Source organism: Sphingomonas edaphi (genome assembly GCF_003583725.1).
Taxonomy (GTDB): Bacteria; Pseudomonadota; Alphaproteobacteria; order Sphingomonadales; family Sphingomonadaceae; genus Sphingomicrobium; species Sphingomicrobium edaphi.
Window position 1 is genome coordinate 435,936 of the sequence record NZ_QXTF01000001.1, and the last position, 15,846, is coordinate 451,781.

At 59.9% G+C, this 15,846-nt stretch carries 14 protein-coding genes; 8 read left to right on the forward strand and 6 right to left on the reverse strand.

Going from position 1 to position 15,846, the window contains the following annotated elements; genetic code table 11:
• The first annotated feature begins 64 nt into the window (after positions 1-64).
• The 4 genes from D3M59_RS02250 (at position 65) to D3M59_RS02265 (ending at position 5,275) form a co-directional block, all read left to right on the forward strand.
• On the forward strand, positions 65-1,564 hold the full coding sequence (locus D3M59_RS02250) for a glycosyltransferase family 39 protein (RefSeq protein ID WP_147416678.1): 1,500 nt from the start codon (positions 65-67) through the stop codon (positions 1,562-1,564).
• Between the two features lie 53 nt (positions 1,565-1,617).
• A complete protein-coding gene (locus D3M59_RS02255) occupies positions 1,618-2,745 on the forward strand; it encodes a glycosyltransferase family 2 protein (protein ID WP_119531195.1) in 1,128 nt (375 codons plus the stop codon).
• A gap of 92 nt (positions 2,746-2,837) precedes the next feature.
• Positions 2,838-4,352 (forward strand): CpaF family protein, encoded by a 1,515-nt coding sequence (locus D3M59_RS02260; protein ID WP_199662405.1) that lies wholly within the window; start codon positions 2,838-2,840, stop codon positions 4,350-4,352.
• A gap of 83 nt (positions 4,353-4,435) precedes the next feature.
• A complete protein-coding gene (locus D3M59_RS02265) occupies positions 4,436-5,275 on the forward strand; it encodes a class I SAM-dependent methyltransferase (protein WP_119531197.1) in 840 nt (279 codons plus the stop codon).
• Positions 5,276-5,518: 243 nt separating this feature from the next.
• Here the strand turns inward: D3M59_RS02265 and D3M59_RS02270 are convergent, their stop codons facing one another.
• The 4 genes from D3M59_RS02270 to D3M59_RS02285 form a co-directional block, all read right to left on the reverse strand.
• On the reverse strand, positions 5,519-6,127 hold the full coding sequence (locus D3M59_RS02270) for a hypothetical protein (protein ID WP_119531199.1): 609 nt from the start codon (positions 6,125-6,127) through the stop codon (positions 5,519-5,521).
• Complete coding sequence (locus tag D3M59_RS02275) at positions 6,127-6,660, reverse strand: hypothetical protein (RefSeq protein WP_119531201.1); 534 nt, start codon at positions 6,658-6,660, stop codon at positions 6,127-6,129. Before D3M59_RS02275 ends, D3M59_RS02270 begins: the two co-directional genes overlap by 1 nt.
• 255 nt (positions 6,661-6,915) lie before the next feature.
• Positions 6,916-9,111 (reverse strand): relaxase/mobilization nuclease domain-containing protein, encoded by a 2,196-nt coding sequence (locus D3M59_RS02280; protein WP_147416679.1) that lies wholly within the window; start codon positions 9,109-9,111, stop codon positions 6,916-6,918.
• Between the two features lie 17 nt (positions 9,112-9,128).
• On the reverse strand, positions 9,129-9,407 hold the full coding sequence (locus D3M59_RS02285) for a hypothetical protein (protein WP_119531205.1): 279 nt from the start codon (positions 9,405-9,407) through the stop codon (positions 9,129-9,131).
• A gap of 687 nt (positions 9,408-10,094) precedes the next feature.
• On the opposite strand from D3M59_RS02285, the gene D3M59_RS02290 reads away from it, so the two are divergent.
• The 4 genes from D3M59_RS02290 (at position 10,095) to D3M59_RS02305 (ending at position 13,389) form a co-directional block, all read left to right on the forward strand.
• Entirely contained in the window at positions 10,095-10,547 is a 453-nt protein-coding gene (locus D3M59_RS02290; protein WP_119531207.1) for a hypothetical protein, read from the forward strand.
• A gap of 11 nt (positions 10,548-10,558) precedes the next feature.
• Positions 10,559-11,497 (forward strand): nucleotide-binding protein, encoded by a 939-nt coding sequence (locus D3M59_RS02295; RefSeq protein ID WP_119531209.1) that lies wholly within the window; start codon positions 10,559-10,561, stop codon positions 11,495-11,497.
• A gap of 214 nt (positions 11,498-11,711) precedes the next feature.
• The gene (gene dcm, locus D3M59_RS02300; RefSeq protein ID WP_119531211.1) at positions 11,712-12,944 is read left to right on the forward strand and encodes a DNA (cytosine-5-)-methyltransferase; all 1,233 of its coding nucleotides are present in this window, start codon (positions 11,712-11,714) and stop codon (positions 12,942-12,944) included.
• Entirely contained in the window at positions 12,937-13,389 is a 453-nt protein-coding gene (locus tag D3M59_RS02305; protein ID WP_119531213.1) for a very short patch repair endonuclease, read from the forward strand. The genes dcm and D3M59_RS02305 overlap by 8 nt, the downstream gene beginning before the upstream one ends.
• Here D3M59_RS02305 and D3M59_RS02310 read toward each other — a convergent pair.
• Together D3M59_RS02310 and D3M59_RS02315 are read right to left on the reverse strand one after the other, a co-directional pair.
• On the reverse strand, positions 13,376-14,257 hold the full coding sequence (locus tag D3M59_RS02310) for an HNH endonuclease (protein ID WP_119531215.1): 882 nt from the start codon (positions 14,255-14,257) through the stop codon (positions 13,376-13,378). The two genes, D3M59_RS02305 and D3M59_RS02310, sit on opposite strands and share 14 nt — an antisense overlap.
• A complete protein-coding gene (locus D3M59_RS02315; RefSeq protein WP_119531217.1) occupies positions 14,244-15,845 on the reverse strand; it encodes an ATP-binding protein in 1,602 nt (533 codons plus the stop codon). Before D3M59_RS02315 ends, D3M59_RS02310 begins: the two co-directional genes overlap by 14 nt.
• Between the last annotated feature and the right edge of the window lies 1 nt (position 15,846).

Below are 15,846 nucleotides of genomic sequence, written 5' to 3' on the forward strand. Positions count from 1 at the left end.
TCCCCCATTAAGGAATGCATGACCGTCGGCCGTGACGCCGGGGGTTCGGGGGAATATGCAGACCGTGCAGCCAGTTTCGAAGGGCGGCGAACGCCTCGCCGCCGCCGCGCCTGCTTTCGCAATCATCATTGCAGTAGCGATCGCCACGCGGATCGTTAGCTGGTGGAACCCAGTCGCGCACGTCGACGACCAATTCTATCTGCTCGCCGGGCAGGAATTGCTGCGCGGCCATTGGCCCTATCTCGATGTGTGGGACCGCAAGCCACTCGGCCTGTTTGTAGTCTATGCCCTAGTCGCAGCGATCGGCGGGGGCTCGATCATCGCGTTGAACCTGGTTGCGACCGCCTTTGCAGCAGCAACCGCGATGACCATCCGGCAGATCGCGCTACGGTTCACCAGTCCGATTGCGGCGCTGATGGCGGCCGTCACCTACTTGGTCGTACTGCCGCTCTACGGCGGGCAAAATGGCCAAAGCCCCGTTTTCTACAACCTGCTGATCGCAGGCGCAGTCCTGCTCCTTTTCCGTTCGATTGAGCGGAAGGCAGCGATCGTTCCGAATGCGCTCGTCGCGATGCTCCTGTGCGGTCTAGCGATGACAATAAAACAGACGACCTTCGTCGAGGGCGCGTTTGTCGGTTTAGGCTTCCTTTGGCTGCTTCACCACTCCGGCAGGAGCCTAGCGTTTATTGTCGGGGCGGCCATTGCCATGGTTGGCGTAGCACTCTCGCCGACGCTGGCCTGTTTCGTCACGTATTGGCTCCAAGGACCGGCGTCGGCCGATGCTTACGTCTACGCCAACTTCGTTTCAATCTTCGAGAGGCAGAGCTGGTCGCCTCTGGCTCGCGTTGCCGGCGTCGGCCTGCTGTTCCTTTATCTCTTCCCGCTTTTCATCATGAGCGGCATCGGGATGGTGAGTCTGGCGCGGGTATCGCGGTGGACTACGGCAACGGCTTTGCTGGCCGGCTGGCTGGGGGCGGCGCTGCTCGGTTACCTGTCCGTCCCCGCATTCTTCGATCACTACGCGCTGCCTCTGATCTCGCCCTTGTGCGTAGCCGCGGCAATCTTCTACGACCTGCGGCCGGGCCGTTTGTTCTTCGCCGGCTACATGGCTTTCTGCCTGATCCAGGGGTCTATCCTCGACTGGCCCGACAACCGGCGCGAAGCTGCGCTCTATCGGGACATTCGGGAGACGGTACGGCAAGCTAAAGGTGATGGTTGTGTCTATGTCGCGGACGGGCCGAGTAGGCTGTACATGGACTTCCCCGACTGCCGCCCCACCCGATACCTGTTCCCCGACCACCTCGTCCTTATCACCGAGCGCGATGCCGTTGGCGTGGACACGGCGGATGAGCTATCGCTCATCCTGGCTGCGCGGCCGGCGGTTGTCGTGACGCGGAAGGCTCGCAAGGGTCGCCATCCGCGCGAGATTATCGCCATCCTCCGCCAGGCGCTGGGAAGAGATTATCGGCCCGTGCTTCGGACAGCGGACGGAGAATCGAAAAGCGTCGACGGCGTGACCGTGTGGCAGCTGAAGGTCGGACCAAGGGCAGGCAACGTTAACTAGCCTTTTACCTTAAGCTGCTTGGGTGGCGGCTCCTTCCAGGGGGTCACTCGTCCATGTTTCACCAAGTCGTCGAACGCAGTCTTACGGTCGCCGATGCACCGCTCGAACTCAGCGTTATCGTCCCGACGCTGAACGAAGTCGGAAATGTCGAGCTGCTCCTTGAAAAGCTGGGCGTCGCGCTTGTTGGTATCGAGTGGGAGGCGATTTTCGTCGATGACGGGTCGACTGATGGCACGCCTGAACTCCTGACGACCATTGCGCAGGCAGATCGCCGGGTTCGTCTGATCCGTCGGATCGGCCGACGCGGCCTGTCTTCCGCAGTAGTCGAAGGCGCCCTTGCATCGACAACCCCCATCGTCGCAGTCATCGACGCTGACCTCCAGCATGACGAGCGAGTGCTGCCCGACTTGTTCCGCGCCGTTGCGCGCGAGGGACATGAGCTTGCCATCGGCACCCGTTATGCGGGCGCTGGCTCTACCGGTGAATGGGACGACACGCGCCTGAAAATAAGCCGCTTTGCTACCGCCCTCGCCTCGCCGATCATGAAGACCCGCCTGTCCGATCCCATGAGCGGCTTTTTCGCCGTACGCCGCGACGTGCTACTGGAAGCGGCGCCAAGGCTCAGCAATGTCGGGTACAAGATCTTGCTCGACTTAGTGGCGTCATCGCCCCGTCCCTTAAGCGTCGGCGAAGTTCCCTACACATTCGGTACTCGCCAGCATGGCGCCAGCAAGCTCGATGAAATGGTAGCGCTCGAATATCTCGAGTTGTTACTCGACAAGACCGTCGGGCGCTTCGTTCCGGTCAAGTTGGTCCAGTTCGGAGCAATCGGGACACTCGGCGTCGCCGTCCACCTCGCGCTGCTTTACTTCACCCTCAACATGCTCGGGACCGCGTTCGCCGTAGCACAGGCTGCTGCCGTGCTTGGCGCAATGACCTTCAACTTCGCGCTGAACAACCGCTTCACCTATCGCGATCGGCAGTTGAAAGGCTTCGCCTGGGTCGGCGGCCTCCTGTCCTTTTATCTGGTCTGCGCGCTTGGAGCGATCGCCAACGTCGGGATCGGCAGCCTGGTCTACGAACAATATCATGGCTGGTGGCTGGCCGGCATCGCCGGTGCGATCGTCGGCTCCGTCTGGAATTATGTCGCGAGCGGTTGGCTCACCTGGACCAAGCGCTAAGCCGTGCCTTCTTTGATTGAAGTTAGTCTTTTCTCAAAGTTTGCCGGCTATTCACCAATTCAATTGATGCAAAACGGGAACGGTTGGCTCTCATGAACGCATTCGGCAAACGCAATGGACTGGGTGGCGCAGGTCAGCGTCCTTCCTTCGGCGTGGCGCGTCCCATGAAGGGCGGCGGGGCACCAGTCGGTGGCGATCAGTTTCCGCCAGTCGACGACTTCCCGGCCGAATCCGAGCCGGAGAGCGATTCCCCCGCTTCTTCCGGGCCGCCAATGGGGGCGATGGACCGGCTTAACAACCGCCAGAACGCCAGTGGCGACGCTGCCTCATCGAAGACTGAAGGTTTCGAAGCGGCGGTTCACCGTATCAAGGAGCAAGTGCTTCCCCGCCTGCTGGAGCGTGTCGATCCCGAAGCAGCAGCCACTTTGGGTAAGGACGAGTTGGCCGAGGAATTCCGGCCGATCATCTCGGAAGTCCTTGCCGAGTTGAAGATTAACCTCAACCGCCGCGAAACCTTTGCGCTGGAAAAGGTGCTGGTCGATGAATTGCTCGGCCTCGGTCCGCTGGAAGAATTGCTCGCCGACCCGGCCGTTAGCGACATCATGGTCAATGGCCCAGACCAGACTTTCATCGAACGCAAGGGCAAGCTTGAACTGGCAAAAATCCAGTTCCGCGACGAGGAACACCTGTTCCAGATCGCCCAGCGTATCGTCAACAAGGTCGGCCGCCGCGTCGACCAGACCACGCCGCTGGCTGACGCCCGCCTTCAGGACGGCAGCCGCGTCAACGTCATCATCCCGCCCCTGTCGCTGCGTGGCACGGCAATTTCCATTCGTAAGTTCTCCGAGAAACCCATCACGCTCGACATGATGCGCGGGTTCGGGTCGATGTCGGAGAAAATGGCGACTTGCCTGAAGATCGCAGGCGCCAGCCGGATGAACATCGTTATTTCCGGCGGTACGGGTTCCGGTAAGACGACCATGCTTAACGCCCTGTCGAAGATGATTGACCCGGGCGAGCGCGTGATCACCATCGAAGACGCGGCCGAACTCCGGCTACAACAGCCGCACTGGCTGCCGCTGGAAACCCGTCCGCCTAACCTCGAAGGCCAGGGCGCGATCACGATTCGCGATCTAGTCATTAACGCCCTGCGTATGCGTCCCGACCGCATCATCCTCGGCGAAATTCGTGGCCAGGAGTGCTTCGATCTTCTGGCTGCCATGAACACGGGTCACGACGGTTCGATGGCTACGCTCCACAGCAATAGCCCGCGCGAATGCCTCGCCCGTATGGAAAACATGGTCATGATGGGCGACATCAAGATCCCGAAGGATGCGATTTCGCGCCAGATCGCAGACTCGGTCGATCTGATCGTTCAGGTCAAGCGCCTTCGCGACGGCTCGCGCCGCACCACCAACATCACCGAGGTTATCGGGATGGAAGGCGAAGTCATCGTCACCCAGGAACTGTTTAAGTTCGAATATCTGGACGAGACCGCGGACGGAAAAATCATCGGCGAATATCGCTCGATGGGCCTCCGTCCCTATACGCTCGAAAAGGCCAAGCAGTTCGGCTTCGACCAGCCTTACCTGGAAAGCTGCCTCTAACTTTGGTTTTCGACGGGCGGCGGTTGCGTGCCGCCGTCGGTCTTGCCACACATCTTCCCCAGTCCATCTCTAGGGGAAGATCGATGACCGTGAAGCCGTTGTTCGCCGCCATCCTGCTGGGAGCGGCGCTTCCGATTGCCGCTTGCCAGACCGTCGCTGGAACCCAGTGGGGCGCTGCGCAGGACGCCGCGCTGACCGCCGCCGTCGCGGCCCCGACCCGCAGTGAAGCCAACCGGCTGCGCGACCCCTATCGCCATCCTGCAGAGACGCTGCGCTTTTTCGGTGTGAAGCCGTCTGACACGGTTGTCGAAATCTGGCCCGGCGGCGGATGGTACACGGAAATCCTTGCCCCCTATCTCGCGGCCGGTGGCGGGCGATTGTACGCCGTGGCGCCAGATTGGGGGATGAGCGGAATCAAAAAGCTGAAGGATGCTAATGCGCCGCTCTATGGTTCAATCGAGACCGCGGACTTCCCTGCATTCGATGCCAACGCAACGCGCGTTCCGGATGGAACCGCCGACGTCGTGCTGACCTTCCGCAACGTGCACAACTGGCGCATGGGGTATCGCCGCGACGACAAGCAGGATTACAGCGCGGAGGCCTTCCGCCAAGCATACGCCATGCTGAAGCCAGGCGGAGTTCTGGGAGTAGTCGATCACCGCCTGCCCGAAGACGCCAGCGACGAGCGCGAGCGCAGCAGCGGATACATCAAGGTTTCTACAGTTCGCCGTCTCGCGGAAGCCGCCGGTTTCAAGCTGGAAGCCGCCTCGGAAATCAATGCCAATCCGAAAGATACGGCGGACTGGCCCAACGGCGTCTGGACGCTGCCGCCCAGCTACGCATTGAAGGATACGGACCGCGCCAAATATGCCGCCATCGGTGAAAGCGACCGTATGACACTCAAGTTTGTGAAGCCGCGCTGAGCTAGGCAATCTCCAGCGATTGAAGGCAAAGTGGGGGTTAGCAAGGATTCAACTTGCGACCCCTGCGATGTCAATGCCGGGACTAGGAAGGATTTTTGATCGTTTTACCATGCACTTAGCAGTATCAAAACTATTATCTGCCCAACTGACGCCCACAAGCATTCTCAAATCCCTCATCATGGGCTCGCGACTGTCCTTCGGGTGGTGAGGTCGAACTCATTGAGAATTCGACCCCCCGAAAGATTAGCGCATAGGCCAAGCTTGCCAGCTCGCCGCCGCGGCCTCAAGCCCGCTATCTCCTGCCAAGTCGCGACGCGTCGACAACCATCCGAACGCCGTAGCCTTCCGTAGCAAGACTAAGGCGTGCAGATGCACGGGTGAGGCACTCTCCGCGAGGAACGGTGCGTGGAGGATCGCCACCACGGGCACCCCCAAACGTTCAACGTAATAGTCCCGCAGCCAGGACCGGGCCGCTTCCCATGGGCCGTGCAGGTTCGTGGCATCCGGAAAACTCATTGTAAGCTGCGCGAAGGCGGATGTTTCTTCAACCGGCAGCCTGGCCATGTAACTCGCGACCAGAAAGTCCGGATCCGTATAGTCCTCCGGCACGTCCGCAGGCAGCAGAACCTCAACCTTGGCAGCAGTATCAACCAGGCTGTCTGCTCCTGCGGGCCGACGCTTCGCAAGGAAGTGCGTGGCGATGCTTTGACGAAGCCCGCTTCCTGCCGGCCAGTAAAAGCGTGCAGAAGTGAACAGATCGCCGGGCCGCCCGTGGTAGAACGTTCTCAACGCCCGCAAGAATTCAGGCGCGGCGGCCTCAGCGAGGAGCTTTTTCTTCCTTGCGCGCGACATCAGAACCAGCCCTGCATGGCAACGTTGAGAAACTCGCGGCCGTGGCGCAAGCCGCGTTGCCGCTGCGTTTGGCTGTCATATGGCGGGAGGCAAGTGACCTCGAGGCCGAGTGGATCAAAGCGGATGAATGCCATCTCGCCAGCGGTAGGCACAAGCCAAGCACAACCCGAGGGTTGAGCAACCCACAGCCGGTAGCCGCAAAACGGTCGCGCAGCCCCGCGAAGGATCACGTCGAAGGTTGCGAGCGCCTTCTCGTTCGGTCGAATGACGATTGCATCCTGATTGAGGACAGAGGCTACACCCTGCACTTCGCGGGTGCCGAGCGGCCGGTCGCATTTGGTGGCTGCGATGATCGTGCCGGCGATCGGCATCAAGAACGTGTTCCGAAGTTCGGGGTAACGCTGCTCGGGCGATGTAACGACGTCTCCTTCGTGGATCGTGGCAGTGGCGAGCATCAGGCGCTGGAGGCGGGCGCAGACGGGCGGGATCGGGTCGATGTGACCGTCGGGTGCGAGGTCGAGCACAGGTAGCATATTCTTGTCTTTCCAGAGGTTGAGGCATCAGCCGAACCGAGCCGCCACGCGGCATTTTCATCTTTCCGGTTCAACCAGCCTTCCCTCTTCCTGATTTCGAGCCGCGCTTTCGCGGCGATCCTCTCCTTCGCGGGGCGCCGGCCTAAGTCTTTGCGATATCCCACTGGGTAGCGTCGTTCAGACCGCAACACGGCTGACCGGCGACGCTTCGGCAAGCTGGCCAGATGGAGACAGAAGGACGATCCTGCCTTAGCCCTACTCGTGAGACTTTCCGCGAGTCTTGGACCAAACTGCGTCCAGAACGTCGAACTCAGGCCCTGACGGGACGCTCAAAGTTGCCGCATCCTGTTGCTTCTGAGTGTGTTGCAGCGGCGGCTGTCGTTGCTGCTGCCGGCTGAATGTCTGCGCCTCGCGCTCAAGGCGTGACCTGATAGTATGCGTCTTTTGAACCATCGCGCCGAAATCCTCATCATCTCGCACAAGGCGAAATGCCCGATGGAGCTTGAGATCTGTTTTCGGGAGACACTCGCGAAACTCCTCAAATGTTGTCGGAAAAGCGCCAGCAGGGGACGAGAGCAGCCTCGCGCTGAGGTCCATGAAAAGCGCTTCCCGATGCTCCTCAAACACCTCCTGGATACGCCTATCCGCCGCGAGAGATGGAACGTCCTTCAAATAGTCATCGTAAAAGCCAAAGGGGTCGTCGAGTACAAGCTCAAGGTCACCAGTCCTCCGCGACTTTCCATCTACTGAAGGCCTCGTTCGCCGCAGGGGCAGGTAAGTCAGCGCCAAAAGCCGCTCGATTGCCTCTGCCACGCGTTTTTCATGTTCGGGGTCGGGAACCGGGTCGGCTTCACGAGCCGGCTTCGGTTCGGTCTCTTCTGCAGGCGACGGAATGTCGGGCTTCCGCTCAAGGGCGTGGCCGTCTTCGCCGACAACATTCAAGCCAAGCTCGGCCGATCGCTCTGCGACGAGATGCAGGAATGCTGGAGGGCCTTTTGCTAAAACATCTCGCCACCGCTCCGCGGCGAGAGAAAGAGCATCGTCGATTGCCTGTATGCATTCCGGTTCATCCAGGGTGATCAGATGGCGATGGTCCGTGAACAGGTGCCGCGCGGCCTCGTCCCGGTATTCGGTCGACCAGTCCAAGGTTTTCGGGAGGGAATCGCGTTTGCCCCGCGTTTCGGCGTCAACCGAGTTATCTCCGGGCAGAAAGATAGCTGGGATAGAGACGGGCGCGTAGGCCGGCTGGCCTTCCGCCATCCATTTATGTTCGACGCGGCGCTGATCCGTGCAATGCTTGATGGCCGCCTTGAAAGCATCACCGATTGCGGAACGGGCTGCTTGGGCCTCCGCCTCGATCAATTCCTTGAAAACGGCCTTCTTTCCGGCCGGGAGGCGCGTCAGGGTCTCCGCCGCTCGCGTCCTGACGCGCTCCTTTTCGCGTTCCCGGCGCGCCCGGAGGTCTGCCCGCTGGGCATCAAGATTGGCTCGAAAGGCCTCGAAGGCAAGATTCACCTTGGCCGGGTCGGGCTCGAACGCTCCCAGTCGCTCTTCCAACCGCGTGCGCGATAGTCTGGGATCGACCAGTGACGCCTTTACTTCGCTACTGCCACGGCGGATGCGGGCACCACTGGGTTTGCGTTCGTACACGGCTTTTGCCTCGGCGAACGCGAGATGAAGTTCGGCCCAAGTGGACGCTTGCTGGGCAGCCGCAATCAATTCCGCCTTGGCCTCACGGAGAGCGGCCGGAAGGTGGTTTCTCTTCCGGTCGAACGGCTTGTACCACCCGGCCTGGTACTTTCCCTGCGCGTCGCGAACGAGCGCATTTGTGGCGACGTCATAAACGGCGCCGCCACGCGCAACATAAAGCGCGTCCGGCGTCCTCGCCCGATTTTGACGCTCGTCGATTAGCGCCACCGCTTGGTGCAGGTCGTCGATCAACCAGTCCGACCCGACTGTGCTGCCAGTTACCGGATCGACTCTGATGACACACAAGTGAAGGTGTGGGTTCGCTGTGTTCCCGTGCCGTGACCAGACTATCATGCACCGTGCCAGTCCAAGAATCTGGAGAAGGATGTCCATGGCTTCGTCGGCCTGCCCCTCCGCCCATTCCTCCCCATTCACGAGGCTAAGTATGATGTGGAGCATGGGCTTGGCTGTTGCTGGTGCCATCGTTGCTACCGCAATCATCTGCTGCTGCCAGCTTTCGAGATCTTGGCCGACCAGATTGCGGCTGCCCCACTCCTCGACCTTTTCGCCCGGTTCAACCCCAAGCATGTCCAGAGCCATGGCGTAGCTGGTCAGCGAAAGCACCTCGGCCGCGCGCTCAACGACAAGGGCATGTGGGTCGGCATCGACAATGTAGGTGGTGAGCGCAACCACGCTGCTCCGTATACCGCGCACGCGCTGGGCAGCCCAAGGTACGCCTTTCCATAGGCGAGTCCCTCGCATCGTGATCAGCTTGCCGATCACTGTCCGGCCTCACGGGCGGCCGCTCTACAGAGCTGCAGGACCAGGGATTCCAGGCGCTCCATGTCGACCGATCGCTCCCCGGACAACAGCAGGTACTCCTTGATCGCCATGATCTCCCCGAGGGCAGCCAATGCCGGGGTCGGCTCCGGGTGTGCGTCGTCGAGAACGGACACGATGTAGGGCGATCGATCCATGCGCGCCCGGTTGGCGCACACGCTTATTCGCTTCTCGAGCGACTTCGGCATGGACAGCCCAAACTTGATCCTGTCGCTCACCTACCTGCCTCCCCGCTGCGAGAAGGTTCCCCCCGAGCAGCAAGACGGGTCTGGGGTGCACCGGGCCCATCCTGCTTCATCATTTCATTTCTCCGGAGCGCAGAGCGGAGCGGAGCGCCCACCACTCTTGTGCCTTTCTCCTGAGCGCCGTTGGTGCCGCCACGGCGCGGCCTTCCGACATGGGCGGGCCACCAAGGCGCGAATGCTGTGTCACGATCAGCGCAATCGCGGGGCCCTGATGCACACTGCGGAAGCGCAAGTGGCGGCACTCCATGAGCTGGCATGTCGCAATTCCGCTTTCGTTGATGAGAGCCGGTAAGCGCTAATGCCTCGCGCGTTTCGTGGTGCGGCGTGTGTGTCGAACCTCGGCGCGGCATCGGCGCAATGACGGCCGCATCGCTCAGCGTGCAGACTGGCGCGCGAGGTGACGCGTCAACAAGCCGCATGTAGAGCAAGTCCCCGCCAGTGCAGCCAACAATGAAAATAGTTAACTGCCTGTTAGTAATTACTGAATCCTGCTTCGTCATCCCTAAAGGATGCCAGATGATCTGCCATACGCAAAGGTCGAAGATAGGCCGTTACGCGGATCAAGCCTGATGCCGCGTGTCAATACTTAAATTATATTTTTGATTGGTGTCTTTTCCGTCTTGCTTTTCGCTTGGTACTTTTGGTGCCAGAAAGGAATTGATGATGGCTAACCCTGGCATTGACGGTCATGAAGGCAAGATAGAAGCGCTGAGGACGCGTTTGAACGGGAGCGCGCCGCCCCGGAAACAGAAGAAGCAGTCGATCGCCCACGAGGTCCGCGCCCTGCTGCCGGAAATCAGAATGCGGCGAGCAGCGGGCTGGACCTGGGAGCAGATCGCTGCTGCCATGTACGACGACGAGGCAAAGGCTTCTGCAGTCCGCACGGCGTTCAACCGCTCGGCGCCCAAGCGCGGGAAGAAGCGCGCCGGCGCAAACCGGGCGTCGAGCGGCGGCAGCCCGTCGAGCAGTAACGGCACGCCGCTGCCGGCAACGCCCCCGTTCGGACAGCCGCTGACCGAGCAGGGATGTGCCGCACCCCGTGGCTCGCTGCCGAATCTTTTCGGCCAGCGCAACGATCCCGGCTTCCCTTCCAGCTCGCAACCTAACGCTTAGGAGACCAAGCCATGGTTGAGACAGTGCTATTCACGCTGATCCTGATCATCAACAACGGCGGTGGCGACGGTAAGACCACTTGGAGCGAGATCTTGATGGCTCTCGCCCGTTTTGCCGGACGAAGCGTCGCTGTGCTGGACGTCGATCCCGGCCTCAGGGGTTTTTCGACGCGCAATGGCCCCTCCTCGGCGGACCGCTTGGAATGGTCCGGGGAGTTCGACGACCACCGCGAACTACCGGACTGGTTGAATGAGGTGAAGGCGCAGGACATCGCCGTGGTTGACACTGGCGCCAACCTCCTGAGCGCTGGCCAAGAGGTTTCCGGCCGACTGCAGGAAATCGCTGCGCACGTGCACGCTCAAGGCGGACGACTGATCATCCAAGCGGTCACCAGCCCCAACAAGGCTGGTTCGGGCGCCAGCGTGAAGGATCTTTATGAACAGTTTGGTTCGACGATGGAATTTGCGGTGATCAGGAACCAGCGCGATGGATCGGAGCTGTTTGGCAAGGAGATCGACCAGCTTCCTGTGCCCAAGGTGACAGTGCCGTATGTTCCGCCGGGCCTTCAGGCCTACCGGCTTCGTCGTGCGCTTCCTCTGGATCAGATTATCCTCAATCCGGAACCAGGATTCGCGATGGCATCTGCTTTGATGGCGGCACAACTCGGCCAAATTGCCAAGTCGGCGCACGTCAGGTCAATCGTCGGGGACGGCGTTCGCGAAACGCTGCAGCCCCTGATGAAAGATCTGCAACATTTTGAGGGCACGTCAGCGAAAACGCTCATGGCGATATCGGATACTGGCCTTCTGGCATCTCGCGGGCTCTGCAGTAACCTTGCGAGCTTCTCCAAGCTAGACCCGGCGCAACTGGAGGTTTTTATTCCGGCCGCCCAAGCCTTGCACGCCGCGCTTAAGAAAAGCGACCAGCTACGCGATCCGACTTCCAACTAGTGGGGACCGCCCCGTTCGATTCCGCTGGCCCCGGAGCAGCAATGCTCCGGGGTTTAATAGGTGAGACGTTGTTGGGGCGACGGCGGGCGCAACGGATTTATGAAGCCCGTAGGACGGTTTTTTATCCACAGATTTTGTTGGAGAGATCCCGTTGCGCAACTGGGAATGATCTGGTCAGGATGTCCGAAATCTTCCCAGTACCGGCGGGGTAACAATGCACGATTTGACGAGCGGTTTTGATGCCGAGTTGCGCCGGTCAGGACTTGGCTTGGACGAAGCCGAAAACGAACTCGGCATCTCCGGACGCCAAATCAGGCGGTACATTTCGGGTGAAAGTGAAGTCCCAAAACTGGTCCGAGATCGACTCCGCGATTTGGCTGCAAGGCGCAATCGTTCTGCTGCCCAGCCGAAATTTGAATTTATTGACCTGTTCGCCGGCATTGGCGGCCTTCGGCTTGGCTTTGAGGCGATTGGGGGACGGTGTGTCTTCACCAGCGAATGGGACCGTTGGGCACAGGTTACGTATTCCCGGAACTTTCCCGAGCAGGACGATCACGTGATGGTCGGGGATATCACTCCGTTTGGGGCCGACCCCGGCCGCATCCCGAGGCATGATGTCCTACTTGCAGGGTTTCCGTGTCAGCCCTTTTCTCTGGCTGGCGTTTCGAAAAAGAATTCGCTCGGACGGAAGCACGGTTTCGAGGATGCGAAGCAGGGCAACCTGTTCTTCGAAATTGAACGCATTCTCCGACATCACCGGCCGGCAGCGTTCCTGCTTGAAAACGTCAAGCACCTCCAAAGGCATGACAAGGGACGCACCTTTGAAGTCATCCGGCGAACTCTTGAAGACGATCTCGGCTACAAGATTAGCCATCGAGTGATCAGTGCGGAGCCGTGGGTTCCGCAGAAGCGCGAACGAATATTCATTGCCGGATTCAGAGAAGATGCCGGCTTCACATTTGACGGTTTTGACAATGTGATACCTCCGAAGGAGCATTGGCCGAAGATGGGTGCCATCCTCCAGTCCCACAACGAGGTTGATTCCAAATATACGCTAAGCACGAAGCTCTGGGATTATCTTCAGGCCTATCGCGAGAAACACGAAAAGGCCGGAAACGGCTTCGGATATGGCTTGGTTGGCCCTAAAGACGTCGCGAGGACCCTATCCGCCCGGTATTTCAAGGACGGATCCGAAATACTGGTCGAGCAGAAGGGGCGTCGGCCGAGAAGGCTGACGCCGAAGGAGTGTGCCCGCCTAATGGGATTCGAGGGGGGTGACCGCGAATGGCTCATCCCGGTTTCGGACACGCAGGCATATCGCCAGTTTGGGAATGCCGTCGTCGTGCCGGTCGTAGAGACCGTTGCCCGCTATATGGAACCGGCGCTTCACAGAATTCTTGGCATTTCGGCCCCTAGGCACGGAGAGTCCGTTCAGGCTTTTGGTTGACGTAGTATCATCAGAAACACGCAGCCGGATGATGTCCGGCATTCGCGGGCGCAACACCCGGCCGGAACTGGTGGTCAGGCGTATACTGCACGCATCGGGATTTCGTTTTCGGTTGCATGTTCCAGATCTGCCCGGGAAGCCTGATCTTGTACTCCGGCGCTGGAATGCAATCATCCATATCCATGGCTGCTTTTGGCACGGGCATGACTGTGCGTTGTTCCGTCTGCCAGCAACCCGGACGGAATTCTGGCGAGAAAAAATCGAGCGCAACAGGAGCCGGGACGCCACGGTAGCGGAGGAGCTAGAGCGTTTGGGATGGCGCCAACTGCACGTCTGGGAATGTGCACTGAAGGGTCCTGCCCGAGTATCGACAGAGAGACTTTCTGCTCGCCTCGCGTCTTGGCTAACGAGTGATAGCCCGAAAGGCGAAATCAGAGGCCACTGATCCGACCCGTCCGCTTCCCGCGAAACCTTATTTCACGTAGCTCATCGACGGTGAAGGGTGGTGTCCTGCGATGAACCATCGAATGGCAGTTCGCGCACAGAGGAACGAGGTCTTTCGCGGGATTGATGCGATACCCTTCCCCGATTTCCGACACTGGCGTGACATGATGCACTTGGATGAAGCCGCGACCCGTGTCGCCATATGCCTCCTCGAAGTCGAATTTGCAGACCTTGCAAACGGAACCCTGTAACTCGATGCAGGCTGCCCGGTTGATGCGGCTCCGCTCGTACCGGTTCACTGCAACTCTGATTGCAGCTCCCTCGGGCAGTCCCTCATAGCCGCCGACTTCATCTTCGTCGGAAACATCTTCTTCCAATGGCACCAGTGCCAGCACCAATCCCGTGAACCGCCTGGTCCAGCTGAAAACCTCACCATCGTTATCCGCGAAGCTCTCGGTGTTGACGGTTGCAGGTGATTTCTCAAGAGCGAGGTCTAGGCGGCGCCACTCCTCCGGCCAAGATTCCGCTGCTTCCACACGCAAAGCAGCACCATTTACGGAGAACGATATGCGCGCCCGTTCGGCTTCGCACTTGCCTGCCAGCTGAACGAAAAGAGCGCGGCGCTCGGGGCTGGCCCTGCCCATTTGCAGAACCAGTTCGCCTGCATAGGCACCCGGCTGAAAGGTGAGGTGCAGGCTTCGCCATTGTGTCCGGACCGCGATGCGGAACGCGTCGGCGGGTGGGCAGTTCAGCGGTGACAGTTCGAATGCCGGAAACCCGCCCTTGGAAGGCAGTGGCCTGCCTTCCAACGCTATTCCAAAATGATCACCAAGCTGCTGCGCCAGCAGCCCGTGATCAGGCCGCCACATCCTCAAGATCCGGTTCAGGCAGGTCCTCTACCAGCTTGCGAAGAATCCGGGACACTTCGAAGCGCATTTCTTCGAAATGTTGGGCAGTGCTGTCACTGATCGTGCTGAGCTCGGCGACGCATAGCCCCCAGAGGAGAGAGTCCATGCCTTGAACCGTCACCCCTTGGGCCAAATTCGGCACATAGACCTTGTGGTAATAGGGATGAGACGTATTGATGCGGACGGCCTTATGGCCGTCAATGATTGCCGGCTCGAATAAAGCGTTGTCGTCGAGCTGATCGACTGGCTGGACGAAGAGCTCGCCCGGCTTTTGAGCATGTCCAATCTTAAGCTTGATCCGGAAGGTGCCGTTCCGGTTAGTGAGCTGCGACATCCCCGTGTTGGGATTTTGGACGTCTACGTTTGCCCCGCCGATCTCACCTTCCTTGGATCCGATGTTACGGTTCGAGGAGTCATGATAGCCGGACGCTTTCTTGCGAGCCTCGCTCCTCTTCCCCTGGCGATAACGGTTGTTGGCCTCCCGACGGGGCGCGGTGAGGAAACGGTCCCGAATGTATAGCCAAAGATCCTCGTTGAGGCTGATCTGCGATTTCTTGAAATCGATGTCGAAGACTTCGTCCAGCTCGTGAGTGAAGGAGAATTCGACACGCAGCAGCGAACCATGCGGCTCCTTGGAATACATGCCCAGCCAGGTAGCCTCCTGGATGAGGCGGTTCTCGCGGTAGATGTAGATACCCTGGGTATCATTGCCGAGCCGCGACTGCTTCAGGGCCGCGTCTGACGGGAACTCCTCTTTCCTTGGGAGGATGTAGGCCCGCAACGCGAAATTCGCCTCCTTCCCCTCGCCGATCTCAACCTTCTGCTCGTGGTCACCGACCTTGTCGGACACTTCGGTGCAGAAGGGATCCCAAGGAAGAACTTTCTCACCGTTGACTCGAATGATGACATCGCGTGCCCGCTTGTCGTTGCTGTCGAGGAAACGCTGAAACACCATGGCGAGATGACTGCGCAGGCCGCCAATGGCCTTGTTCAGCGCATTCTGAGCCGCGCTGCCGCCGGGCATCCTATAGTCCTTGATCAGGCGGTCGACGTCCGTCCACAGCACAACCGTACCCGATTTGTGCGGCGCTACTTCGTTCAGATGCTCAAGCGCCTCGGCGTCCGGCTCGTCGGACAGAAGCAGCTTCCATCCCTGCTCAGCGACATGCTTCAGATCCCATGTCGCTTCCAGGGCGGGAACGTCGCCAGGCCGCGACACCACACTGAGACGGCGAGAAAATGCGGTGGACGCCGTCTTCAATCCGAGACCGAACTTGCCCAGACTCGAGGGATCCGAACGCCGCCGCGACCCGTAGGTCATGGCGTTGATGAGGCCCTCGCGGTCCATGCCCTCGCCATCATCGGCAATGGACACACGGATGTTGTTCCTGAGGTCCATCAGGATTTGCAGGTCGACCAGCGTCGCGCGCGCAGCGATTGAATTGTCCACGATATCGGCAACTGCCGTATTGAACTTGTAGCCAGTGTCCCGCAGGCCCTCGATCATCCGCTCCGGATCGGGCGGTGTCTCAACCGATTCAACTGCCATT

Excerpts from the sequence above, each read along its gene's own strand:
- D3M59_RS02295 (WP_119531209.1), top strand. The coding sequence starts at position 10,559 with ATGGTTGAGACAGTGCTATTCACGCTGATCCTGATCATCAACAACGGC.
- D3M59_RS02255 (WP_119531195.1), top strand. The coding sequence starts at position 1,618 with ATGTTTCACCAAGTCGTCGAACGCAGTCTTACGGTCGCCGATGCACCG.
- dcm (WP_119531211.1), top strand. The coding sequence starts at position 11,712 with ATGCACGATTTGACGAGCGGTTTTGATGCCGAGTTGCGCCGGTCAGGA.
- D3M59_RS02265 (WP_119531197.1), top strand. The coding sequence starts at position 4,436 with ATGACCGTGAAGCCGTTGTTCGCCGCCATCCTGCTGGGAGCGGCGCTT.
- D3M59_RS02290 (WP_119531207.1), top strand. The coding sequence starts at position 10,095 with ATGATGGCTAACCCTGGCATTGACGGTCATGAAGGCAAGATAGAAGCG.
- D3M59_RS02310 (WP_119531215.1), bottom strand. The coding sequence starts at position 14,257 with ATGTGGCGGCCTGATCACGGGCTGCTGGCGCAGCAGCTTGGTGATCAT.
- D3M59_RS02280 (WP_147416679.1), bottom strand. The coding sequence starts at position 9,111 with ATGCGAGGGACTCGCCTATGGAAAGGCGTACCTTGGGCTGCCCAGCGC.
- D3M59_RS02270 (WP_119531199.1), bottom strand. The coding sequence starts at position 6,127 with ATGTCGCGCGCAAGGAAGAAAAAGCTCCTCGCTGAGGCCGCCGCGCCT.
- D3M59_RS02315 (WP_119531217.1), bottom strand. The coding sequence starts at position 15,845 with ATGGCAGTTGAATCGGTTGAGACACCGCCCGATCCGGAGCGGATGATC.
- D3M59_RS02275 (WP_119531201.1), bottom strand. The coding sequence starts at position 6,660 with ATGCTACCTGTGCTCGACCTCGCACCCGACGGTCACATCGACCCGATC.
- D3M59_RS02260 (WP_199662405.1), top strand. The coding sequence starts at position 2,838 with ATGAACGCATTCGGCAAACGCAATGGACTGGGTGGCGCAGGTCAGCGT.